At 74.0% G+C, this 23,035-nt stretch carries 18 protein-coding genes and 1 pseudogene; 7 read left to right on the top strand and 12 right to left on the bottom strand.

What is annotated here, in order from left to right:
- Window positions 1-3: 3 nt before the first annotated feature.
- From J421_RS09760 to J421_RS33610, 4 genes and pseudogenes are all read right to left on the bottom strand, one after another.
- A complete protein-coding gene (locus J421_RS09760) occupies window positions 4-312 on the bottom strand; it encodes a YdhR family protein (RefSeq protein ID WP_025410999.1) in 309 nt (102 codons plus the stop codon).
- A 248-nt stretch (window positions 313-560) separates the two neighbouring features.
- Window positions 561-1,304, bottom strand: a complete 744-nt coding sequence (locus tag J421_RS09755; RefSeq protein ID WP_025410998.1) for a methyltransferase family protein — start codon at window positions 1,302-1,304, stop codon at window positions 561-563.
- 160 nt (window positions 1,305-1,464) lie between these two features.
- Window positions 1,465-4,554 (bottom strand): efflux RND transporter permease subunit, encoded by a 3,090-nt coding sequence (locus J421_RS09750; protein ID WP_025410997.1) that lies wholly within the window; start codon window positions 4,552-4,554, stop codon window positions 1,465-1,467.
- Window positions 4,551-5,195, bottom strand: a pseudogene (locus J421_RS33610) (efflux RND transporter periplasmic adaptor subunit); the annotation flags it as partial. The pseudogene J421_RS33610 and the gene J421_RS09750, both read right to left, overlap by 4 nt.
- A 78-nt stretch (window positions 5,196-5,273) precedes the next feature.
- Between J421_RS33610 and J421_RS34870 the strand changes: the two are divergent.
- On the top strand, window positions 5,274-5,663 hold the full coding sequence (locus tag J421_RS34870; RefSeq protein ID WP_236646293.1) for a hypothetical protein: 390 nt from the start codon (window positions 5,274-5,276) through the stop codon (window positions 5,661-5,663).
- Here J421_RS34870 and J421_RS09740 read toward each other — a convergent pair.
- From J421_RS09740 to J421_RS09720, 5 genes are all read right to left on the bottom strand, one after another.
- Window positions 5,641-6,909 carry a TolC family protein gene (locus J421_RS09740; protein ID WP_025410994.1) on the bottom strand — a complete coding sequence of 423 codons (1,269 nt, stop codon included), beginning with the start codon at window positions 6,907-6,909 and terminating at the stop codon, window positions 5,641-5,643. The genes J421_RS34870 and J421_RS09740 overlap by 23 nt on opposite strands.
- A 47-nt stretch (window positions 6,910-6,956) precedes the next feature.
- Entirely contained in the window at window positions 6,957-8,288 is a 1,332-nt protein-coding gene (locus J421_RS09735; RefSeq protein WP_025410993.1) for a sensor histidine kinase, read from the bottom strand.
- Window positions 8,281-8,958: a response regulator transcription factor gene (locus J421_RS09730; RefSeq protein WP_025410992.1), complete on the bottom strand. Its 678-nt coding sequence runs from the start codon at window positions 8,956-8,958 to the stop codon at window positions 8,281-8,283. The genes J421_RS09735 and J421_RS09730 overlap by 8 nt, the downstream gene beginning before the upstream one ends.
- Window positions 8,959-8,966: 8 nt before the next feature.
- Window positions 8,967-9,734 carry a DUF6624 domain-containing protein gene (locus tag J421_RS09725; protein WP_025410991.1) on the bottom strand — a complete coding sequence of 256 codons (768 nt, stop codon included), beginning with the start codon at window positions 9,732-9,734 and terminating at the stop codon, window positions 8,967-8,969.
- 271 nt (window positions 9,735-10,005) lie between these two features.
- The gene (locus J421_RS09720) at window positions 10,006-12,378 is read right to left on the bottom strand and encodes a TonB-dependent receptor (RefSeq protein ID WP_025410990.1); all 2,373 of its coding nucleotides are present in this window, start codon (window positions 12,376-12,378) and stop codon (window positions 10,006-10,008) included.
- A 245-nt stretch (window positions 12,379-12,623) separates the two neighbouring features.
- Between J421_RS09720 and J421_RS09715 the strand changes: the two genes are divergently transcribed.
- Window positions 12,624-14,618, top strand: a complete 1,995-nt coding sequence (locus J421_RS09715; RefSeq protein ID WP_025410989.1) for a PAS domain-containing hybrid sensor histidine kinase/response regulator — start codon at window positions 12,624-12,626, stop codon at window positions 14,616-14,618.
- On the opposite strand, the gene J421_RS09710 is transcribed toward J421_RS09715, so the two are convergent.
- Together J421_RS09710 and J421_RS09705 are read right to left on the bottom strand one after the other, a co-directional pair.
- On the bottom strand, window positions 14,567-15,484 hold the full coding sequence (locus J421_RS09710) for a cytochrome c oxidase assembly protein (RefSeq protein ID WP_025410988.1): 918 nt from the start codon (window positions 15,482-15,484) through the stop codon (window positions 14,567-14,569). The genes J421_RS09715 and J421_RS09710 overlap by 52 nt on opposite strands.
- 115 nt (window positions 15,485-15,599) lie before the next feature.
- The gene (locus tag J421_RS09705; RefSeq protein ID WP_025410987.1) at window positions 15,600-16,571 is read right to left on the bottom strand and encodes a quinoprotein dehydrogenase-associated putative ABC transporter substrate-binding protein; all 972 of its coding nucleotides are present in this window, start codon (window positions 16,569-16,571) and stop codon (window positions 15,600-15,602) included.
- A gap of 71 nt (window positions 16,572-16,642) precedes the next feature.
- Here J421_RS09705 and J421_RS09700 point away from each other — a divergent pair, with 71 nt between their 5' ends.
- Both J421_RS09700 and J421_RS09695 read left to right on the top strand, forming a co-directional pair.
- The gene (locus J421_RS09700; RefSeq protein WP_025410986.1) at window positions 16,643-17,734 is read left to right on the top strand and encodes a type 1 periplasmic-binding domain-containing protein; all 1,092 of its coding nucleotides are present in this window, start codon (window positions 16,643-16,645) and stop codon (window positions 17,732-17,734) included.
- Window positions 17,716-18,729, top strand: coding sequence for a beta-propeller fold lactonase family protein (locus J421_RS09695; protein ID WP_025410985.1), 1,014 nt, complete (start codon window positions 17,716-17,718; stop codon window positions 18,727-18,729). Before J421_RS09700 ends, J421_RS09695 begins: the two co-directional genes overlap by 19 nt.
- Before the next feature lie 27 nt (window positions 18,730-18,756).
- Here the strand turns inward: J421_RS09695 and J421_RS09690 are convergent, their stop codons facing one another.
- On the bottom strand, window positions 18,757-19,542 hold the full coding sequence (locus tag J421_RS09690; protein ID WP_025410984.1) for a Crp/Fnr family transcriptional regulator: 786 nt from the start codon (window positions 19,540-19,542) through the stop codon (window positions 18,757-18,759).
- A 167-nt stretch (window positions 19,543-19,709) separates the two neighbouring features.
- On the opposite strand from J421_RS09690, the gene treZ reads away from it, so the two are divergent.
- From treZ to J421_RS09675, 3 genes are read left to right on the top strand one after another with little or no spacing between them, the layout of a single operon-like run.
- Window positions 19,710-21,695, top strand: a complete 1,986-nt coding sequence (treZ, locus tag J421_RS09685) for a malto-oligosyltrehalose trehalohydrolase (RefSeq protein WP_158508719.1) — start codon at window positions 19,710-19,712, stop codon at window positions 21,693-21,695.
- A 53-nt stretch (window positions 21,696-21,748) separates the two neighbouring features.
- A complete protein-coding gene (locus J421_RS09680) occupies window positions 21,749-22,585 on the top strand; it encodes a sulfite exporter TauE/SafE family protein (protein ID WP_025410982.1) in 837 nt (278 codons plus the stop codon).
- The gene (locus J421_RS09675) at window positions 22,582-22,962 is read left to right on the top strand and encodes a DUF1634 domain-containing protein (protein ID WP_025410981.1); all 381 of its coding nucleotides are present in this window, start codon (window positions 22,582-22,584) and stop codon (window positions 22,960-22,962) included. The genes J421_RS09680 and J421_RS09675 overlap by 4 nt, the downstream gene beginning before the upstream one ends.
- Window positions 22,963-23,035 lie beyond the last annotated feature (73 nt).

Raw genomic sequence — 23,035 nt, 5'->3', positions numbered from 1 at the left:
TGACTACTTCAGACCACGAGTGATTCTCGATGCCGTTTCGTTCACTTCGTAGTCCACCGATGAAACGTTCTTGACGAACGGTCTGCTTACGACGGCCTTCACGAGGTCCGAGTGCATGAAGGCATCCATGGCTTCCTTGCTCTCCCACAAGTAGAAGCCCCCGAACGCGTTTCTTTCCTCGTCCGCCAGCCAGACCTTTGAAATGAGGCCATTCACATTGGCCAGCACGGGAGCGTCCGGCTCGACCATCTTTCTCAGATATTCCGCCTGCGAGATATCATCCAGCTGATACGTGATGATTTGCGCTTGCATGGTTTCCTCACAGGTGGGAGTCGTGAAGACGCGGTCGTTAGGCTGCGCTCCTGGTCGGGGTGAGTCGACGGTGATCGGGGTGATTCCCTCCGGGCTCGGGTGGTCGTGGGACCCGTGCGGCTAGTATCGATCCATCGGCGCAGCCGTCAAGTGACGGCGCGCCATCGCCATCCCCGCCGTCGCCGGCCAGCCGGCCCCGAACGGCGACGAGTGGTGACGCTCCCGGAGCGACGCCCGGCGCGAGCGGCCTACCGCCCCTCCACGTGCAGCACGCTCGAGTGCCGCTTGAGCGTGCGGAGGAGGAGATAGAGCACCAGCCCGGCGAGGAAGATGCCGACCCACATCGGATCCACCGCGGCCTCACCGCGCGCGGCGCTCTCGCGAACGACGTCGAGGGCGGTGAGGCACGCGACGACGCCGAAGACGGCGGAGTACTCGCGCTTCAGCACGTTGCGACCGGAGAACGGCAGCGTCGGCGCGCGCCACCGGCGCGGGTCGGGGAGGAACGCGGGCGTCTCGGCGGCCCACCGCTCGTACACGTCGCCGAACTTGCCGCGCAGGAACTCCTCCTCGGCGAACATGATGCGCTCGTAGTACAGCCAGAACGCGAGCGAGATCACGAGCGCGAGCCACGCCGACCGCGGGAACAGCGCGACGCCGAGCCAGTTCAGGAAGTTGCCGACGTACAGCGGGTGCCTAACGATCGAGTACATCCCGGTCGTGTTCACCGTGCTGGCGATCTGTCCCTCGGCGGTGTTGCGCCCCGACGTGCCGGCGGGCGCCGATCCGATGGCGAGCGCACGCACGGCGACGCCCGCCATCGACACGAGCAGACAGAAGAGGTCCCAGCCGCGATCGGGCACGGGCACCTCGCCGGCGCGCGCGCGCGCCCACGTCACGACGACGACCGGAACGAACAGGACGACCGGCAAGTAGCTCCGCCAGCGGAAGAGCCAGTTGCCGGCCGAGACGAACTCCTCACGTAACGGCATTCCACGAACCCTCGGGTACTTCGATCGGGCGGACGGCTTGAAAGGTACTTGGGCCCGAGGCTCGGCTGTACCCGTCCGGGCTCACGCGGAGACGCGGAGCGCGCGGAGAACTTCCAGGAACACTCGGTGTTCTCCGCGTGCTCCGCGTCTCCGCGCGAGATCAGCCCTGCAGCGTGTACTCCCGTCCCCGAATCGCCACGAGGAGCGTCGGCACGACGAACAGCGTGATGGGCGTGGAGAGCGCGAGGCCGCCGATGACCGCGAGCGCGAGGGGCCGCTGCAGCTCGGAGCCGGCGCCAAGGCCCAGCGCCAGCGGCAGGAGGCCGAACAGCGTGCACAGCGTCGTCATGAGGATCGGACGCAGGCGGATGCGCGCCGCCTCGCGGATCGCCGGCTCGAGCGCGAGGCCGCCGGTGCGCATGCGATGCCGCGTGAAGTCGAGCAGGATGATGCCGTTCTTCACGATGAGCCCCACGAGCAGGATGAGCCCCATGAAGCTCGACACGTTCAGCGGCGTGTGGGTGACGAGGAGCACCAGCATCGCGCCGACGAACGACAGCGGCGCGGCGAGCAGCACGACGAGCGGCTCGACGAACGACTCGAACTGCACGACCATCACCGCGATGACGCTGAGCGCGGCGATCGCGAGCACGAGCAGCAGCGCGCGGAACGCCGCCTGCTGGCTCGCGTACTGGCCGGCGAGCTCCACGCGCACGCCGCGCGGCGGCGGCGTGGCGGCGACCACGGCCTTCACGTCGTCCATGATGGGGCCGAGCGCGCGCCCGCTGATGTCCGCGGTGACGTCGATCATCTGCTGCTGGTTCTCCCGCAGCAGCTCGGCCCGCGTCTCCGTCGGGTGGAAGCTCGCGAGCGCGCCGAGCGGCGTGGTGGCGCGCGACTCCGGCGAGACGATCGGGATCGCGCCGAGCTGCGCGGGGTCGAAGCGCACCGAGTCGGGCGCGCGCACGCGGATGCCGATCGCGCGATCGGAGAGGCGCACGTCGCCGCCCTCGGCGCCGAGCAGCGCGCCGGCGACCTGCGCGCTCACCTGGTCCGGCGTGAGCCCGACGCGGTTCGCCTCCGCCGCGTCGATCGTCATCTGCATCTCGGCGCTCGGCTCGCTCACGCCGTTGTAGACGTCCTCGAGCCCCTCGACCTTCTCGAGCTTCTCACCGAGCGCGTGGCCGTACGCCTCGAGCGCGGCGAGGTCGGATCCGAACAGCTTGATCTCGACGGGGCTCGCCGCGCCGGCGAGGTCGTTGATGACGTCGGAGAGGATCTGCACGAACTCGACGCGCATGCGCGGCACCGCCGCCTGCACCCGCGTGCGCACCTCGTCGATGACCTCGAACACGCTGCGGTCGCGCTGCGACGGGGAGCGCAGACGCACCGCGATGTCGCCGGTGTTCTGCTCGGTGGCGAACAGCCCGAGCTCCGCACCCGTGCGGCGCGACGTGCCCGCGACCTCCGGCGTCGTCGCGAGGATGCGCTCGACGACGTGGAGCTGCCGGTCGGTCTCGGCGAGCGCGGTGCCGCCCGGCGTGACGTAGTCGAGGATGAACGCGCCCTCGTCCATCTCGGGGAGGAACCCGGTGCCGACGAAGTGGTACACCGCGGCGCCCGCGGCGACGAGCACCACGGCGGCGGCGAGCATCGTGCGGGTGTGGTGCAGTGCCCCTGCGAGGGCGCTCTCGTAGCGCGAAGCGAGCGTGTAGCGTGGAGCGGGGAGCGTGGAGGGCTCCTCGGAGCCGTCCATGCTCCACGCTCCACGCTCGTCGCTCGTCGTCAGGAACTGCTCCGCCATGAGCGGGATGACGGTCAGCGCGAGCACGAGCGAGACGAGCACCGCGATGGTGAGCGTGATCGACAGCGCGCGGAAGAACTGTCCCTCGACGCCGGTGAGGAGGCCTAACGGAAGGAAGACGACCACGGTGGTGATCGTCGACGTCGTCACGGGCCAGATCAGCTCCTGCACCGCGTGGCGCACGGCGATCGCGCGGTCCGGTGTGAGGTGCAGGTGGCGGACGATGTTCTCGGTGACGACCACCGCGTCGTCGATGACGAGCCCGATGGCGATCGCCATCGCGCCGAGCGTCATGAGGTTGAACGTCTGCCCCACGCGCGCCATGACGAAGACGGTGATCGCCATCGTCAGCGGGATGGCCGACGCGCTGATCGCGGTGATGCGCGCATGGCGCAGGAACACGAGCAGCACGAGCACGGCGAGCACCGCGCCGACGAGCATCGCGTCGCGCACCGAGCGCACCGCGTCGCGGACGAGCGCGGCCTGGTCGTACACGGGCTTCAGCCGCACGCCCGGCGGGAGCGCGGCCTTCAGCTCCGCGGCGAGCGCGGCGACGCTGTCGGAGATCGCGAGGGTGTTGCCGCCGATCTGTCTCGTCACGTTCAACAGTGCGGCCGGCCTGCCGTCGCCGGCGATGACGCGCACGTGGTCCTCGGTGCCGGGGAGCACGCGCGCGACGTCGCGCACGCGGAGCCCGCGGCCGACGACGATCGACGCGACGTCCTCCGCCGACTGCGCCTCGGTGGTCGTGACGACGAGGTACTGCTTGTAGCCCGTCGGCATGCGGCCGACCGCGTTCACCGTGGTCGCCTGCCGGATCGCGGCGGCCAGGTCGTCGTACGTCATGCCCTGCGCGGCGAGGCGCGCGGGATCGGCGACGACCTCGATCTCGCGCACGTCGCTCGCCTGGACGTCGACGCGGCCGACGCCGGGCACGCGCGCGAAGATGGGGCGGATCTGGTACTGCGCGATGTCGTACAGCGTCGCCGGGTCGCCGCCCTCGAGGTTGTACGAGAGGATCGGGAAGAGCGATGGCGTCTGCCGCTCGACCTGGATGTCGAGGCCCGCCGGCAGCTCGGACTGCACCTGGTTCACGCGCGCCTGCACCTGCTGCAGCGCGTACTGCATGTCGGCGCGCTCGGCGAACGTGACGTTGATCTCCGCCCCGCCGCGGATGGACTTCGACTGCACGCGCGTGACGCCGGGGACGATGCTCACCGCCTCCTCGATCGGGCGCGTGACCGAGAACAGCACCTGCCGCGCGCCGAGCGCGGAGCCCTGCACCACGACGGTGATGCGCGAGAAGTTGAGCTCCGGATAGATCGCCGACGGCAGCGTGAACGCGGCCCACACGCCGGCCGCGCTGAGCAGCGCGACGACGAGGTAGACGAAGCGGCGCTGCGCCGCGAGGAGCCCGAACAGTCCGCTCGAGGACGTCGTCGTCACGGCTTCTCGCGCGCGGTGGACGCACCCGCCTGCTCCGGCGACACGACCTTCGCGCTGTCGGCGACGCCGTACGCGCCGTACGTCACGATGCGCTCGCCCGCCGCGAGCCCGCTGGTGACCTCGACCACCGAGTCGGCGCGCGCGCCGACGGTGACCGGCCGCGCGTGCGCCACGCTCCGCGCGTCGACGACGAACACCTTGTAGCCGTCGCCCTCCGGCACGAGCGCGTCGATCGGCACCACCACGGCGCGCGGCTTCACGGCGACGGCGATCCGGCCGGACACGGTCTCGCCGATGCGGAGCGGGCGGCGCACCGCGGGGACGCGCACGCGCACCGCCACGCTGCGCGTCGCCTCCTCCACCGCCGCGCCGACGTCGACGACGGTGCCGATGCCTAACGGCTCGGCGGTCGCGCCCTGTCCGGCGCCGAGCGCGACCTTCGCGCCCGGCGTGACGCGCGCCGCCTCGCTCGGCGTGGCGTAGAGCACGACGTCGAGTGCCGACGGGTCGGCCACCTCGACGAGCGGCTGCGACGGGTCGACGGTGGCGCCGAGCGTGGCGGCGAGCTTCGTGACGACGCCGGCGATCGGGGAGCGCACCGTCGCGAGCTGCTCCTGCCGCCGCGCGCCGACGAGATCCGAGCGCGCGCGCGCTCGAGCTCCGCCGCCGCCTGCTCGGCCTCCTTCCGCGGCACGATCCCCTCGGCGACCAGGCGGCGCGTGCGCTCGGCGTTCTGCTGGGCGGCCGACACCGCGGCCTCCGCGCTGCGCGACGACGCGGCGAACGTCTCCGGATCGAGCACGACGAGCGGCTGCCCCGCGGCGACGCGCTGGCCCGGGGTCACGAGCACCTGCGTCACCCGCCCCTGCGTCGGCACGCCGAGCGACGCGACGTGTCCCGCCTGCGCGACGACGGTGCCGATCGCGCTCACCGACTCGGTGAACGGCTGCGCGGCGACGACGGCGGTGCGCGCACCGACGACGGCGGGCACCGCCGACTCGCCCTCCGCGGCCTCCGACTCGTGCTTGCAGGCGGCCGCCGCGAGCGCGACGGCGAGGAGGGCGAGGCGCGTCATCGTCAGCCGCGTCATCGGGAAGCGTCGGGGGTGAGCGTGAGCGCGCGGAGGATCGACGCGGCGATCCAGGCGTCGGAGAGATCGGCGACGTACTGCGCGAGCACGTCGCGCGCGTTGCGCTGCGCCTCGAGCGCGCCGGGGAGCGCCGCGGCGCCCTCGCGGTAGGCGACGAGCGACTTCGCCGCGATGCGCTCCGCGGCGTCGAGGAGCTGCCGGTCGCGGCGCACCTTCTCGAGCGCGACGGCGAGCTCGCGCCGCTCGCGCGCGATCTCGGTGCGGTTCTCGACCTCGGCGAGCGCGAGCTCCGCGCGCGCGCGCTCGTGCTCCGCGTCCGCCTGCGCGATGGGGCCGCGGTTGCGGTTCAGCAGCGGGAGCGGGATGGTCACGCCGACCGTCGGCAGCACGCCGGGCTCGTCGCCCTTCGGGTCGCGCGTCTCGAAGCCGGCGGTGATCGCGGGTCCCGCCCACACCGACCGCCGCTCGGCCAGCGCGCCGAGCCGCGCCGACTCCACCGACGCGCGCGCCGCCGCGATCTGCAGCGTGGGCCCGGCCGGGACGTCAGGCCCGATGCCTAACGACGCCCCAGCGGGCGCCGGCTCGTCGGGCGGCGCGGCGAGCGAGTCCGCCGGCGCGAGCGTGGCCTCGTCGGCGGCGAGGCCGAGCGCGGACTGGAGGTCGAGCACCGCGGAGACATAGGCGAGCGAGTCGGCGGCGGCGGCGTTCGCCTGCTGGCCGGCGTTCACCGTCGCGAGCTCCACGTCGAGATCGCTCGCATCGCCGGCGTCGCGACGCTTCTCGGCGATCACGCGCAGGCTGTCGGCGTCCTGCGCGTTGCGGCGCGAGAGGCGGAGGCGCTCGCGCGCCGCGAGAGCCAGCGTGTACGTCGTGTCGGCGCCGAGGGCGACCGCCGCGCGCGCGAACGCGAAGCGGTACTGCGCGGCGTCGCGTCCCACCTGCGCCGCGCGGATGCGCGCCGCGCGGAGGCCCGGCAGGTCGAGCGGCAGCTCGGCCTCCACGTGGTACTGCGGCGCGGACTTCGAGTAGCCGGCGACGAGCGCGGGGTTCGGCCGGGCGCGCGCGACGAGCAGCCCCGCGTACGCGAGCGACGTGTCGGCGCGCGCGACGCCCAGGCGCGCGCCGCGCGCGAGCGCCGCGGCGACGGCCTCGGTGCGCGTGATCGACGTCGGTGTGGTGGGCGGTGTCCCCTGCGCGGCCGCGGCGCGCGCGATCGAGGCGATCAAGCAGCACGCGGCCAGCACCAGGCCGGTCGTGGAATGCATGGGCGTACGGGTGGGAGATGCCGGGCGAACGCTACGGCGCGTAGCTGTCAGGGGGATGACACGGCGGGCGCTGCGCCGTTCGCCGGCGGGAGCGTCACGCGCACCACGGTGCCGCCCGCGGGCGCGGGCTCGAGGCGGATGTCGCCGCCGTGCGCCGTCGTGATCCAGCGCGCGATCGCGAGGCCGAGCCCCGCGCCGTCGGCGCCGTCTGCTCCGTCGCCGCGATCGCGCGACGCCTCGCCGCGCCAGAAGCGCTCGAACACGTGCGGCAGCTGCTCGACCGGCACGCCGACGCCGTCGTCGGCGACGAGGAGCGTCGCGCGCCCCGCGCTGTCGCCGACGCGCACGCGCACGTGGCCGCCCCGCGGCGTGAACTTCACGGCGTTGTCGAGCAGGATCATCACGAGCTGCCGCAGCAGCGTGGCGTCGCCGTCGACGGCAGCCTCCTCGAACTCGTCGACCGACAGCTCGACGCCCTTCGACGCGGCGAGCGCGCGCGCGGCACCGACCGCGTCGAGCGTCACGTCGTCGAGGAAGACGCGGGCGCGCGCGATCGGCCGCTCGCCGGCGTCGGCGCGGGCGAGCGTGAGCAGGTCCTCGACGATGCGCCCCATGCGACGGCCTTCCTCCTCGATGCGGCCGAGCGCCGCGGCATACGCGGCCGCGTCGCGCGGCTGCTGCAGCGCGACCTCGGCGCTGCTCCGCAGCACGGTGATCGGCGTGCGCAGCTCGTGCGCGGCGTCGGCCATGAAGCGGCGCATGTGCGCGATGTTGCGCTCCACCGGCGCGGTGGACTGCCGCAGCAGCAGCCACACCGCGCCGGTCACGAGCACGACGGCGAACAGCGACGCGCCGCCGAACGCGGCGATGAGCTCCGCGTAGCGATCCTCCAGCTCCACCTGGTCGGCGACGGCGACGGCGATCATGCGCGCGCCGCTCGCGAGCGCGAACCGCTCGGCGTGCAGCCGGAGCGTGCGCGGGTGCGCGCCTTCCGTCTCGTGGTCGACGTCGACCGGACCATGGCCCGCGCGCTCGGCGGCGGCGCGGATCCACGCGTCGACGCGCGCGGGCTTCACCGGGCGGCCGGCGCCGTCGAGCAGGTACAGCGCGCGGTCGGGAACGTGCAGCTCGTCGACCGCGTCGACGACGTGGCCGGTGGCGCTCGCCTCCATCTCACGGATGCGCGCGGCGCGCTCGAGCTCCTCCGTCGCGTCCGCGAGCGAGCGGTCGAGGTCCGTGCGGAACTGGTGCCGGATGGCGAGATAGAGGCCGCCGAGCAGCAGCGCGAGCACGGCGCAGAACGTCGCGACGTACCAGCCGATGAGCTGTCGCCGCAGCGCGCCTAACGGCCCGCGCGCGGTTCGCCGGTCGTCAGACACCGAACCGGTACCCCGCGCCGCGCAGCGTGTGAATCAGCTTCGGCTCGTAGTCGTCGTCGATCTTGCGGCGCAGGCGGCGCACGAGCACCTCGAGCACGTTCGTGAACGGGTCGTGGTTCTCGTCCCACACCTGCGCCGTGATCGCCGCGCGGTCGACGACCTGGTCGCGGTGGCGCACGAAGAGCTCGAGCAGCGCGAACTCCTTCGCCGTCAGCTCGATCGGCGCGCCGGCGCGTCGCACGCGATGCGCGGCGAGGTCCACCTCGAGGTCCGCCACGCGCACCGTCTCCCACGCGCCGCGCGCGCCACGCGCGCCGCGCCGGGCGAGCGCGCGCATGCGGGCGAGCAGCTCGCGCAACGCGAACGGCTTCGTGAGGTAGTCGTCGGCGCCCACGTCGAGGCCCGTGACGCGATCGTCGACCGTGTCGCGCGCGGTGAGCATGAGGATCGGCGTCCCGACGCCGCGCGCGCGCAGCTCGCGGCACAGATCGAACCCGCTGCCGCCGGGGAGCATGACGTCGAGCAGACAGAGGTCGAAGCCGCCGCCGACCGCGCGCGCGAGCCCGTCGCGATACGTGCCGGCGCGCACGACCTGGATCTCGTGCTCCGCGAGCCCCGCGCGCAGCACGGCCGCGATCTTCGGATCGTCCTCGACGAGCAACACGCGCATCTGAGACCTCAGGGCAGGAGGGCAGGAGGGCGCGCGAAACGCGAGGGCAGGAGAGTCCGAAATCTCTCCTGCCCTCGCGTTTCGCGCGCCCTCGTGCCCTCCTGCCCTCGCCGTGCGAGGCAGAGCGAGAGCGCGAGCGGCGGCAGCCCCGCGCTCTCGCGGCGCAGGTCCACGCGGTCGGCGTCTTCGATCGGGTACGGCGTGACGCGGCCGTTCACGACGCGCATCTGCGAGCCGTAGAGCTGCCTGCGACCGGCGCGCACGCGCAGGCGGTCCTCCAGCACCGCGACGTCGGCGGGGAGCGACTCGTCGGGGCCGGCGTCCGCGAGGCGGTGCAGCACGACCGGCGCGAGCGCGGTATCGCCGGCGGCGACGAGCCACACCGCGCGCACGCCGGCGGGGCCGACGACGCTGCGCGTGGGCCACCGCGCGCCGCGCTGCGCGGCGAGCGCGCGGAGCCGTTCGACCGTGGCGCTGTCGCCGCGTCCGGCCGGCGGCGCGCCGTGGAGCTCGAAGCCGAGCTGCACGGGGAGCGGCGCCTCGATGTCGAGCGACGTGCCGCGCACGAGCGCGTCGCGCAGCGCGTCGTCGCTCCAGCCGCCCTTCGACTCGTCGAGGCGCGCGCGCTGGTCCTGGTACCACGCCGCGGTGGAGTCGACGCGGCACGCGCCCTGGCCACGACGCGGCTGCGCCTTCGTCACCGGCTGCGCGGTCTGCGCCGCGACGGGCGCGGCGAGCAGCAGTGCGGCCAGCGGCCTAACGAATGGGAGCGGCATCGGGGAAACGTTGCGGCCCAGCGCGGGCCGGCCGCCAGAGTATACCCCGGATCCCCTGCCGAAGTGTCCGGGGTCCGTGACGGCGCCGATGACGGCGCGGGCGATGCTGCGCCGACGATACGGCGCGATGGGGCGCGAACGGCGTCTCACACCGCGGCACGGCGCCGTGCTGCGTGGTTCAGCGGTGTGAAACGGTGCGTGCGCAGCATCGCGCCGTACCGTCCGCGCCGTATCGCCACCGCCGCGCGCGGCGCCGTTGGACGCCGTCAGGTCAGCGACGCTCGAGCGTCACCCCGGCGCGCACCGTGCGCGGCAGCCCGTACGAGATCAGCGCCGCCGTCCCCGCGCCCGACAGGTTGATCTGGTACTGCTCGTCCGTGATGTTCTCGACCGACACGAAGCCCGTCACGCCGCGCACGATCTCGCGCTGCACGTTCGCGTCGAGCACCGAGAACGGCTCGAGCGGCACGCCCTGCAGCGTCGTCGTCTTCCCCTCGTGCCGCCAGATGCCGGTCCATGCGCCGAGCAGCGGCGACGTGTACGTCGCGCGGATGGTCTGCTTCGGCGAGGGCACGCGGTTGACGTGCGGCTTGTGATCCGGGTCGGCGATGTTCGTCTGCTGGCGCGCGTCGTCGTAGCTCGCGCTCCCGCTCACGAACAGCGCCTGGATCGGCCGCACGGCGAGGTACGCCTCGGCGCCGCGGCTGCGGACCGCGTTGACGTTGAGCCGCTGCCGCGTCGTCACGCCGCCGCTCGTCGAGATCGTCGTCGGTACGTTGAAGTCGTAGTAGTCGGCGACGTACGCGGTGCCCTTGAGCTGCACCCACGCCGCCGGCTGCCAGTCGAGGCCGACCTCGCGGCCCAACGCCGTCTCCGGCGCGAGCTCCGGGTTCGGCAGCGTGATCTGCGTCGGCGAGATCTGCTTGCGGTAGAGCTCCGCGAGGTTCGGCGCGCGGAACGCGCGGTAGGCCGCGGTATGGAGCGACAGCGCGGGCAGCGCCTGCCACCGCACGCCGACGCGCGGCGAGAACGCGGCGCGCGTGCGGTTCGGGTACGACACGGTGCCCGCCGCCGCGTCGACCGAGCGGCCGTTGTCGTTCGTCCACCCGTCGACACGCGCGGAGAGCTCCACGCGCAACGTCGCTACCGGCGCCGCGATCGCCTGCACGAACGCGCCGCTCAGGCTCTGGTCGCCGCCGGAGAGGATCGTGCGCGTGACGCGGCCGCAGCTCGCGCCGGGGCACGTGGTGTTGAAGTCGACCTCGTCGAAGTTGCCGTTGTAGTGCCGGTAGTCGCCGCCGACGCTGAACGACTCGAGGCCGAACAGGTTCGTGCGCGTCCACATCGCCGACGCGCCCCAGTCGTGGCTCGGGATGTCGGCGACGACGTTGCTGTCCTCGCACTGCCGCGGGAGCGACGACGGCACCGCGCACGTGCCGGAGTTCGCGCGCGGCGCGGTCGAGCGCTGGTGCTCGTCCTGCCGGCCGTCCCACGCCCGCACCGTGAGCAGCCCCGTCGCGTACGCGCCGACGTCGAGCCCCGCGTTCAGCTCCTTCATGTCGCGCGTCTGGTAGTTCAGCGCCGTGCCCGCGATGCGATTGTCGCCGTACCCATGGCCGGTGACGAACGCCGAGAGCCGCGCCGACGGCGCGTAGTTGAGCCGCACGTGCAGGTTGCGCTGCACGATCTCCGAGCGCTGGTCGATCGCGCCCGGCGACGTGCTCGGGACCTGCGACGCGACGCCGTTCGTCACGACCGTCGTGCTCCCCGGGCCGATGAGCCGGTAGCCGCCGCCGCTCTGGTAGTCGCCGCTCACGTTCGCGGTGAGCGCGCCGGCGATCGGGATGCCGGCCGATGCGAACACGTGCCGGGCGTCGCGGCTCCCACCCTCGACCGTCACGCTCGCCGCGCCCGGCGACAGCGGCCGCGAGTAGAACGAGATCACGCCGCCCATCGCGCCGTTGCCGTAGAGGCTCGACGTGCCCCCCTCCACGACCTCGACGCGGTCGAGCAGCCGCATCGGCACGCGCCCCCAGTCGATCCACTCGCCCCACGCGTCGTTCACCGGGATGCCGTCGAACAGCACCGCCGTGCGCCCTTCGTCGACGCCGCGGATCGACACGATCTGCGCCGTGCCGCCGACGAGGCTCGACGTGCGCGGCAGCTCCACGCCGGGGATCTCGCGCAGCAGATCCTGCGTCTCGCGCGCCGGCGTCGTGCGGATCTGCTCCGGCGTGAGCACGTTCACCGTCGACGCCACACGGTTCGCCTCGACCGGCGTGCGCGTCGCGGTCGTCACGACGCTGGAGAGCAGCAGCGAGCCCGTCTCGAGCGCGACGTCGAGCGTCGCCGGCTGACCGCGCACGACCTGGATGGTGCGCCGCACCGGACGGTAGCCGAGCGCGGTGACGAGCAGCTCGTAGCGGCCCGTCGGCAGGTCGCGCAGCACGTAGCCGCCGGCGGCGTCGGTGACCGCGACGCGCGCCGGCGACTCGACGGCGACCCGCGCGCTCGCGAGCGGCGTGTGGTGCTCCGCCGTGGTCACCGTGCCGCGCACGGCGACCGGGGCCTGCGCGACGAGCGGCGCGGCCGGTACGAGCAGCGCGACGCAGAGGGCGGGGGCGCGGCGGAGGAGAGGGCTCATCGATCGTCCAGGAAGGGTGTGCGGCGGGGCCGCCGAGGTGGCGCGCCCGCCGTGAATAACGTCCCGCACGATACGCTCGTTGTGCCGCCGCCGGTCCCCGGCGGGCACCGAATGTCTATGCAACCGGTGGGGCGCCGAATAGTCTTTTCCCTGACAGGAGCGCAGTCGCGCCCGGTAAGAAGCCCCGAGGTCGGGGCCGAGTCCTCACCCCGCAGGCCGTCGCCACCCGCCGCTGCCGCATGAATATGCCGCCGCCCCGCCGCCCTCTCCTGGCCGGGCAGGACCTGCAGGCGCTCCTCGTGGAGCATCTCGCCGACCACGCGATCTTCGCCCTCGACCGCGACGGACGCGTCGTGACGTGGACGGCCGGCGCCCGCCGGATGAAGGGATGGGACGACGCGGAGATCCTCGGCCAGCATTTCTCGCGCTTCTACACGCCGGAGGACGTCGCCGCCGGCCTTCCCGAGCGGCTGCTGGCGGTCGCCGCCGAGACGGGCACGGCCCAGCACGAGGGGTGGCGCGTGCGGAAGGACGGCTCGCGCTTCTGGGCGGACGTGGTCATCACCGCGCTCCGCGACGAGCGCGGCGCGCTGGTCGGCTTCGCGAAGGTGACGCGCGACCGGACCGAGCGGATCGAGGCGGCGGCGCGCGCCGAGCGGCTCGCCGCGCAGTCGCTGGAGCTCGAGCACCAGGTGGAGGAGGCGCAGGCGCTGGCGGAGGAGAACGAGCGGCTCTACGCCGAGGCGCGCGAGGCCGCCGCGCGGCTCTCGCTGCTCGACCACGCCGTGCAGGCCGCGTCGGAGTCGATCGTCATCGCGACCGCGGAGTTCGACGACGAGGGACCGCACGTGCTGTTCGCAAATCCCGCGTGCAGCCGCCTGACGGGCCGCACGGTCGAGGCATTGGTCGGGCTGCCGCTGCGCGCGGTCCTGCGCTTCGAGGCGCGCGACGGCGCGTCGCGCGCGGCACGGGCCCGGCTGCTCGCGGGGCAGCCGGCGAACGGACACATCGACTTCGCGGCGCCGGACGGCGGGCGGCGCGTGCTGGAGTACCGCACCGCGCCGATCCGCGAGGCGAGCGGCGCGCTGCGCCATCTCGTGGTCGTGCTGAGCGACGTCACGGAGCGCGTGCGCGTGGAGGAGCAGTACCGGCAGGCGCAGAAGATGGAAGCGTTAGGCCAGCTCGCCGGCGGCATCGCGCACGACTTCAACAACCTGCTCACCGTCATCGGCGCGAACGCGGCGTTCCTCGATCAGGCGATCGCCGCCGACGACGCGCGCCACACCGACGTCGACGAGATCCGCGGCGCGGTGGCGCGCGCCGGCGCGCTCACGCGGCAGCTGCTCGCGTTCAGCCGCCGGCAGCCGTTCGCGCCGCGCGAGCTGGATCTCAACGACGTGGTGCAGGGCGCGGAGTCGCTGCTGCGCCGCGTGCTCGGCGAGAACATCGAGCTCGTGACGCGGCTCGCCGACGGGCTGCCGGCGATCGTCGCCGACCGCGGCCAGCTCGAGCAGGTGCTGCTCAACCTCGTGGTGAACGCGCGCGACGCGATGCCCGACGGCGGGCGGCTCGAGATCGCGACGTTCGCCGCGGCCGATGGCGGCGTGACGCTGCGCGTGCGCGACTCGGGCGTGGGCATGAGCGCGGAGACGCAGTCGCGCATCTTCGAGCCGTTCTTCACGACGAAGGAGCCGGGGAAAGGGACGGGGCTCGGCCTGTCGACGGTGTACGGCGTCGTCGGGCGACTGGGAGGGCGCATCATGGTGGAGAGCGCGCCGGGCCGCGGCGCGACGTTCACCATCCAGGTGCCGCCGCCGACCGCGGCTCCCGCCGCGCCGGCCGAGGCGCAGGACGAGACGGGCCCCTCGGCGGGACGTGGCGAGGTCGTGCTGCTCGTGGAGGACGAGGAGGCGCTGCGGCGGGTCGCGCGGCGCGCGCTCGTCGCCGCCGGGTATCACGTCGTCGACGCGCCCGACGGCCCGACCGCGCTCGCGACCGCGGCGACGCTCGATCGCGTGGACTTGCTCGCGACCGACGTCGTCATGCCGGTGATGCGCGGCTCCGCGCTCGCCGCTCGCCTGCGCGAGCGGTTCCCCGCCCTGCGCGTGCTCTACATCTCCGGCTACACGGGCGACGTCGAAGTGGAGCGCGAGCGCTCGGAGCCGGGAACGCGCTTCCTCGAGAAGCCCTACGACGGCAACGCGCTCGCCCGCGCCGCGCGCGCGCTGCTCGACGCCTGAGCGCCTAACGGCGTCGCGACGGGCGCATCGGCGCGCAGCACGCCCGAGAGGATCCACAGCCCCGCGGCGAGGTACGCGACGCCGCCGGGGATCCACATGATGAGCCCCGCGAGCTCCTGATCCTCGAGCGGCGTGAACCCCCACGGCGCGGTGGTGGTGAGGTACGCCGCGATGAGCGGCCGGTCGGCGAACGTCAGCAGCGCGCCGAGCGCGCCGGTGTGCAGCGCGGTGAGGAACAGCACGAGCAGCCGCGTGGCGAGCCGGTCGCGTCCGCGCGCGCCGAGCACGGCCCACCAGAAGAGCAGCGCGGTGCCGAGGAAGCTCGCGTGCTGCAGCGCGTGCGCCGCCTCGCTGCGCAGCGCGAGCCCGTACAGCGCCGGCGCGTGCCACATCCACACCGCGGCCCCGTGTATCGCGGTCGCGGTCCACGGCTCGGCCAGCGCGTGGAGCGGGCGCACCGTGCGGGCGAGCCGCGCCGCGCCGCGGTGCGTGCGTCGCGGCAGCGCCCACGCCAGCGCGACGAGCGGCCGGCCGAGCACGAGCAGCGGCGCGGCGACGGCCATGAGCAGCTCGTGCTGCGCCATGTGCGCCGAGAACAGCGCGGCGCCTAACGGATGGAGCGGCGACACGAGCGCCCCGGCGAGCGCGAGCCAGCCGAGCGCGAACGCGACGACGGCGCCGCGCGTCACGCCCCGGTCGGGGCCCGCCCGCCGGCGCAGCCGGACGACGCCCCACGCGTAGGCGAGGCCGAGCAGCAGCACGGCGACGACCGCGCCGGGCTCTGTGAGCCATGCGCCGGCGAGATCGTGCGGCTCCGGGGGCCGACCGGGATGGGCGAGCGCAACGCGCGGCGCCGTCAGGAGCAAGACGAGTACGAACCGTGCCGTTCGATTCGACCGCAGAGGACGCAGAGGACGCAGAGGAGAACCAACTGCTGTCGGCTTCCTCTGCGTCCTCTGCGGTTCGAATGCCGAGCCCATGTCACGGCCCCGCCACGTCGAGCCGTGGCACGTGGTACGACGCGAGCAGGCTGTCGATCGTCGGCTTGCGCCGCACGAGGATCGCGTCGAGCGAGTCGCGCAGCGCCGTGTCGCCGCGCCGCACGCCCATCGCGATGTCGAACACGAACGGCAGGAACGGCAGGTCGATCTGCGGCGACACCGGCGTGACCGCGAGCGGCCGCGGCGCGCGCGCGGCGAAGTAGCCGGCGAGCGGTCCCCACGCGATCGCGACGTCCACGTCACCGCGCGCGACCGCGTCCACCACGCGCGCCGGCGGCGCCGGCTCGCGGTAGTCGCCATACACCGTGTAGCCGCGCAGGTGGTCCGGCGGCACGTCGCGCGCGAGCAGCGCGTGCACCGGCGGCGTCGCCGCGTAGTCGTCGCCGACGACGCTGACGCCGATGCGCAGCCGCTTCAGCACCGGGTCGTCGAACGACCGCACGTGTGGGCCGCCGCGCTGCGTGACGAACACGTACGTCGAGCGATAGTACGGCCGCGTACGCAGCGCGCGGTCGAAGCTCGCCGGGATGCCGAGCAGCACGTCGCAGGCGCCGGCGGCGAGCGTGTTGCGCACGTAGCCGCGCCGCTGCGCCCACCAGGTGTACTCGAGCCGCGCGTGCAGCTCGGTCGCGAGCAGCTCCGCGATGTGATTCTCGAACCCCGCGCCGGTGCTGTCGGAGAACGGCAGGTTGTTCGGGTCGGCGCACGCACGCAGCACGCGCGCACCGGGGGTGCCGGCGACCCACACGGCGGGCGCGAGACCGGACGGCGCCTGCGCCGCGTCGCGCGGCGAGAGGGCCGCGCCGCCGTCCGCCGCGGACGCGGTCGGCGCGGCAGCGGCGGCGCCGCGGCCGCGCGCGACGAGGACCGCGGCGACGACGAGTGCAGCGGCGACCGTGAGCACGGCGACGAGCCGGCGACGGCGCCGAGTGGGCGACGGATGCGTGACCATGGGATCCCTGGGACTGGCGCCGCTAAGATGTCGCATCTTTCGTTCCCGATACGTCGAGCCCGGCGCAATCCTTGCGCGCGTCGTCGGTGATGCTCGACTTCCGTGCCTTCCTCGGCGATCGCCCCGTCGACCGCCGCGCACTGCTGCGCCTCGCACTCGCGATCCCGTTCGCGCGCGTCCTCGCGCCGCGGCGTGTGCGTGTCGTGCTCGTCGGCGCGCCCGATCCGTCGCTCGCCGACGCGCTCGCGTTCGGCGTCGACGAGGCGACGCGCTCGGCGCAGCCGTTCGGTGTCGCGGTCGCGCTCGAGCGCGCCGCGGACGCCGCCGCGGTCACGGCGGCGCGCGACACGGCGCTCGTGCTGTTCGGCGGCGACGACGCGGCGGACTGCCGCGCGGTGGCGGCGCGCGCGCGCACGCTCGGCGCGGTGTACGTCGACGCGTGGTGCGGGCTCGACGCGTGGACCCGGCGCGCCGACGGGTGCGCGCGCGCGATCGTGCACGTCGCGCCGTCGGACGCGATGCGCGTCGATGCGCTCGGCGCCGGCGCGCCCGAGGCGCTCCGCGCGCGCCGGTGGCTCGTCACGACGGCCGACGCGTCGGACGCGCAGATGCTGCTCGCCGTGCGCGGCGCGCGCGCGCTCGGCGCCGCGGGCGCGACGGTGGTCGGCCTCGTGGGACAGACCCGCACCGACGGCGCGGCGCACGACGCGCTGCTGCACGTCGGCACGACGATCGAGGCGCGACTCGCCGACGACGCGAGGCCGCTGCGCGCCGTCGGCTGGCACGCGTCGCTCGAGCCGTACGGCGGCGCGCAGCTCGGCGACCGCTTCCGGGGCGCGGTCCATCGCCCGATGGACGAGCGCGCGTGGGCCGCGTGGGCGGGGGTGAAGCTCGTCGTCGAGGCCGCGCTGCGCGCGGGCGCCGCGGAGTCGATCGCGCAGCGACTCGCGCGCGCGGACTTCATCTTCGACGCGCACAAGGGCGTGCCGCTGTTCGTGCGCGCCGAGGACCGACAGCTCGTGCAGCCGCTCTATCTCGTGCGCGCCGGAGACGATGGCGCGGACACCGTGGTCGCGACGGCGCCGCGCGTCGGCGGCGGCGACCCGCGCGCGCGGCTCGCCGCGCTCGGCCGCGAGCCGCACGCGTGCGGGGCCGGCGCGTGACGCGCCTAACGATCTTCGGCGCGGCCGCGACGCTGCTCGCGGGCGGGGCGCGCGGCGCGCCGGCGCAGACGGCGACGCGCGCGCCCGTGATCGCGGTGAGCGACGAGGTCGGGCACGAGGTGCGGCTCGTCGACGCGGGCACCGGCGCGACGCTCGCCACGATTCCCACGAACGCGCGCGCGCGCGGCATCCACGCGAGCCGCGACGGGAAGCGCGTGTACGTCGCGCTCAGCGACGACGCGGTGAACGCGCAGTCGAGCGCCGACGCGATCGCCGTGATCGACGTCGCGACGCGGCGCATCGTCGAGCGGCTGCCGGCGGGCAGCGATCCGGAGCAGTTCGCGGTGACGTCCGACGACCGATGGCTCGTCGCGTCGAACGAGGACGCGAGCGCCGCGTCGGTCGTCGCGCTCGACGGCGGCGGCGTTGCCGCGACGCTCGTCGTCGGGATCGAGCCCGAGGGCGTCGCGGTGAGCCCCGACGGCCGGTGGGCGCTCGTCACGGCGGAGACGAGCAACTCGGTGTCGATCGTGGATCTCCGTGCGCGCGTGGTGGCCGGCGCGGTGCTCGTCGACCCACGACCGCGCGGCGTGGCGTTCTCCGTCGACGGCGCGCGCGCCTACGTCAGCGCGGAGATCGGCGGCACGCTGAGCGAGATCGACGTGCGGCGGAAGACCGTCGCGCGCACCGTGCCGCTCGAGCACGGCGCCGGCAAGCCGGTCGGCGTGGCGGTCTCGCCCGACGGTCGCCGGGTGTACGTCGCGAACGGCGCGGCCGACGCGGTGAGCGTGCTCGACGCGCGCACGCTGCGTCCCGTGGGGCGCGTGGCCGTCGGACGCCGGCCGTGGGGGATCGCGGTGAGCCGCGACGGGCGGTGGATCGCGACGGCGAACGGGCTCGCCGACACGATCTCGCTCATCGACGCGACGACGCTGCAGGTGGTGCGCACGGTCCCCGCCGGCAGGCGGCCGTGGGGCGTGACGTTCCTCCCCTGACGGCCGCCTAACGCGCCGGCCGACGGGCTAACGCACCGACCGCGACAGCGGCGCGCCGTCGCCGACGAGCGTCATGCCGTCTTCCGACAGCCGCAGCGCGGCGAGCGGGCTCGGGGTCGAGCGGCCGGTCATCAGTCGGTCGAACGTGCTGCGGATGACGGCGTAGCACTCGCACGACGCCGCCTCCAGCAGCGCGCGGTCGACGACGGTGATGCGGCCGCGGCTGTAGCGGATCGCCCCCGCCTTCTGCAGCACGCCCGCCGCCACCGTCACCGTCGCGCGGCGCACGCCGAGCATCTGCGACAGGAAGAGCTGCGTGAGCTCGATCCGATCGCGCCCCACGCGGTCGTGCACGAGCAGCAGCCAGCGCGCGCACCGCTGGTCGACGCCGTGCTTGCGGTTGCACCCCGACGACTGGGCGACGAGCGAGTACAGCGCCTGGGAGAACAGGTGCAGCTGGGCGCGGAGCGTCGGACAGCGCGGCAGCACGTCGCGGAACGCCTCGGCCGCGATGAGATGCCCCACGCCGGGCACCTGCACGAACGACTGCTCGGGCGTCTGGTCGACGCCGTGGAACAGCGCGAGCCCGGTCATCCCTTCGTTGCCGATCGTCGCCGTCTCGATGGCGGAGCCGTCCGCCATCACGCTGAGCGACGAGATGACGGCGTCTTCGGGAAAGCAGACGGCTGGGATCGGCTTGCCGGAATCGCAGAGCACTCGCCGCGTGACGAGGTCCACGCGCTCGAGCACGGGCTCCAGCACGGCCAGCTCCTCGGGCGGAAGCGCGGCGAGGATTCTGTTACGATGAGTCATGAGTCTGTGGGAGAGCGCCGATCGGTACGACGTCGGTACGACGTCGGTGCGACGTCGGTACGGCGGCGTACGGTGGTGGTGCACAAGGTGTTCCGCCGTCGACCGATGGCCGGCCGATTGCAGATACCGTGCGATCCCAACTAATTCGCGACCTCCGACGCACGCCCGTGACGAGCACCTCCACGCCTGAGCGCGCCGCGCCACGCTGCGCGACCACTCCGACGACCACCCCGGCCCGACACGACGGACGGCGCAGACCGACCCACGGTGCGACGCCGACCGCCGACGGGACGCGCTTCACGGTGTGGGCGCCGCACGCGCGCGACGTGGCGCTGCGGCTCTACGACACGCGCGGGGACGCGCTGCGCGACGTGCCGCTCGAGCCACTGGACCGCGGCGAGTTCGCGATCGACGTGCCGGGCGTGCGCGCCGGCGCCGACTACGCGCTCGTGCTCGACGGCGGCGACGCGCTCCCCGATCCGGCGAGCCGCTGGCAGCCGCGCGGCGTGCACGGACCGTCGCGCGTCGTCGATCCCGCGGCGTTCCGGTGGACCGACGCGGCGTGGCAGGGGCTCGCGCGGCCGGCGGACTACGTCATCTACGAGCTGCACGTCGGCACGTTCACCGACGCGGGCACGTTCGACGCCGCGATCGCGCACCTCGCCGAGCTGCGCGCGTTGGGCGTCACGGCGATCGAGATCATGCCGGTGGCGGAGTTCCCGGGCGACCGCAACTGGGGCTACGACGGCGTGCACCTGTACGCGCCGTCGCGCGCGTACGGCGGCCCCGACGCGCTGCGCCGCCTCGTCGACGCCGCGCACGCGCACGGCATCGCCGTGGTGCTCGACGTCGTCTACAACCACGTCGGCCCCGAGGGAAACTACCTCGAGCGCTTCGGCCCGTACTTCACCGACCGCTACCAGACGCCGTGGGGACGCGCGGTGAACTACGACGGCCCCGGCGCGGACGGCGTGCGCCGCCACGTGATCGAGAACGCGTGCTACTGGGTGGAGGAGTTCCACGTCGACGCGCTGCGACTCGACGCGATCCACGGGATCTACGACTTCGGCGCGCGGCACGTGCTCGCGGAGCTCACGGACGGCGTGCACGCGCTCGCCGAATCGTTAGGCCGCCGCGTGCATCTCATCGCGGAGAGCGATCTCAGCGACCCGCGCGTCGTGCGCCCCACGTCCGAGCACGGCCTCGGCTTCGACGCGCAGTGGGCGGACGATCTGCACCACGCCGTCCACGTCGCGCTGACCGGCGAGTCGGCGGGCTACTACGCGGACTTCGCCCGCTACGGTTCGTCGCACGCGGACAACGCGGAGACGGTGGAGACGACGATCGACGAGTGCCGCGGCCGAGCGGTGGCGGCGCTGATCGCCGCGCTCCGCGCCCCGTTCGTGTACGATGGGCGCTACGCGCCGTCGCGCGACCGCGTGTTCGGCGCGAGCGCGGAGGGGATCCCGCGCGAGCGGTTCGTCGTGTGCAGTCAGAACCACGACCAGATCGGCAACCGCGCGCACGGCGACCGGCTCGCGACGCTCGTCGGGCTCGCGCAGCAGAAGCTCGCCGCCGCGATCGTGCTGCTGTCGGGCTACGTGCCGATGCTGTTCATGGGCGAGGAGTACGGCGAGACGCGGCCGTTCCAGTACTTCGTGAGCCACTCCGATGCGGATCTCGTGCACGCCGTGCGCGAGGGACGCCGCCGCGAGTTCGCCGAGTTCGCGTGGAGCGGCGAGGTGCCGGATCCGGTGGACGAGGCCACGTTCCGCCGCTCCACGCTCGACCGGAGCGTGCGCCGGCGCGCGCCGCACGCGCAGCTCCAGGCCCTCTACCGCGACCTGCTCGCGATCCGGGCGCGCGAGCCGGCGCTGCGGCCCGACGGCGCGCGCGTGCGGGTCGACGGCGACGCGGACCGCGGATGGGTGCGCGTGACGTTCGGCGACGCGTGCTGCGCGGTGTTCAATCTCGGAGCCGAGCCGCGCGTCGTGCCGCTGCCGGAGATCCGGGGCGCGTGGCGCGGCATCCTGTCGACCGACGACGTCGCGTACGGCGGCGCGGGCGCGACGTGCGTTCGCGAGGGCCCGCGCGGCGACGCGGTGCGGCTCGCGCCCTTCACGGCGGAACTGTTCGCGCACGACGACGCGTAGCGATGCGGCGCGGGGAGCGCGTGTAGATTCCCCGCTCACCCGCGCCCCGCTCGATGTCCGCTCCTCTGTTCGCGCTGCTCGTGTTCGTCGGCTCGCTCGCCGCGGGGCTGCTCGGCGCGCTCACCGGGATCGGCGGCGGCATCGTCATCGTGCCGATGCTCACGACGCTGTTCCACGTCGACCTGCGCTACGCGATCGGCGCGTCGCTCGTGTCGATCATCGCGACGTCGTCGGGCGCCGCGGCGGCGTACGTGCGCGAGGGGTGGACGAACGTGCGCGTCGGCATCCTGCTCGAGGTCGGGACGACGATCGGTGCGCTCGGCGGCGCCGCGATCGCCCCGCTCGTGCCGACGAGCGCGCTCTCCATCCTGCTCGGCGTCGTGCTGCTGCTCACGACGTGGCGCTCGCTGCAGGCGCCAGCGAGCCACGACACCGACGCGCCGTCGCACCCGTGGGCGCGGCGCCTGCGCCTCGAGTCGTGGTACCCGACGCCGAGCGGGCCGCGCGCGTACGGCGTGCAGGCGGTGCCGGTCGGGTTCTCGCTCATGTTCCTCGCCGGCGTCTTCTCCGCGCTCCTCGGCATCGGTTCGGGCGTGCTGAAGGTGCTCGCCATGGACCGCTACATGAAGCTGCCGCTCAAGGTCTCGACGACGACGAGCAACTTCATGATCGGCGTCACCGCGGCGGCGAGCGCCGGCGTCTACCTGCACCGCGGCTACATCCTCCCCGAGATCGCCGCGCCGGTGATGCTCGGCGTGCTCGCCGGCGCGATGCTCGGCGCGCGATTGCTCGGCGCCGCGCGCACGCGGGCGCTGCGGCTGCTCTTCAACGGCGTCGTGATCGTCCTCGCGGTGCAGATGCTGTACGCGGGCGTGCGAGGGTTGCCATGAGCGGGCCGAGCGATCGACGGGTGGAGGTCGTCGTCGGGCGCGTGCTGCAGGTCGGCGTCGTGGCCGCGGCGATCGTGGTGCTCGCCGGTGCCGCCCTCGCGCTCGCGCAGGGCCGCCATCCCACGACGGCGAGCTTCCGCGTCTTTCACCCCGAGTCGACGCCGCTGCTGGGGAGCGTGCACGGCGCGGTGCGCGGCGCCCTGTCGCTCGACGGACGCGCCACCATGCAGCTCGGCCTCGTGCTCCTCGTGGCGACGCCGATCGCGCGCGTGGCCCTCACGCTCGTGGCGTTCCTGCTGCAGCGCGATCGCGTGTACGTGCTGCTCACGGCGGTGGTGCTCGCGCTGCTGGTCTACGGCCTCGCCGTCGGCGGCTGAGGCATCGGGAGCGACATAGGGGAGCGGCCGGCCGACGGTGTCGGTCGGATGGCGGCGCCGCCGGGGAATGCCG

The sequence above is a fragment of the Gemmatirosa kalamazoonensis genome, assembly GCF_000522985.1.
GTDB classification, from domain to species: domain Bacteria; phylum Gemmatimonadota; class Gemmatimonadetes; order Gemmatimonadales; family Gemmatimonadaceae; genus Gemmatirosa; species Gemmatirosa kalamazoonensis.
The sequence above is the reverse complement of the archived record's forward strand: the minus strand, read 5'-3'. Positions and strand labels throughout refer to the sequence as shown.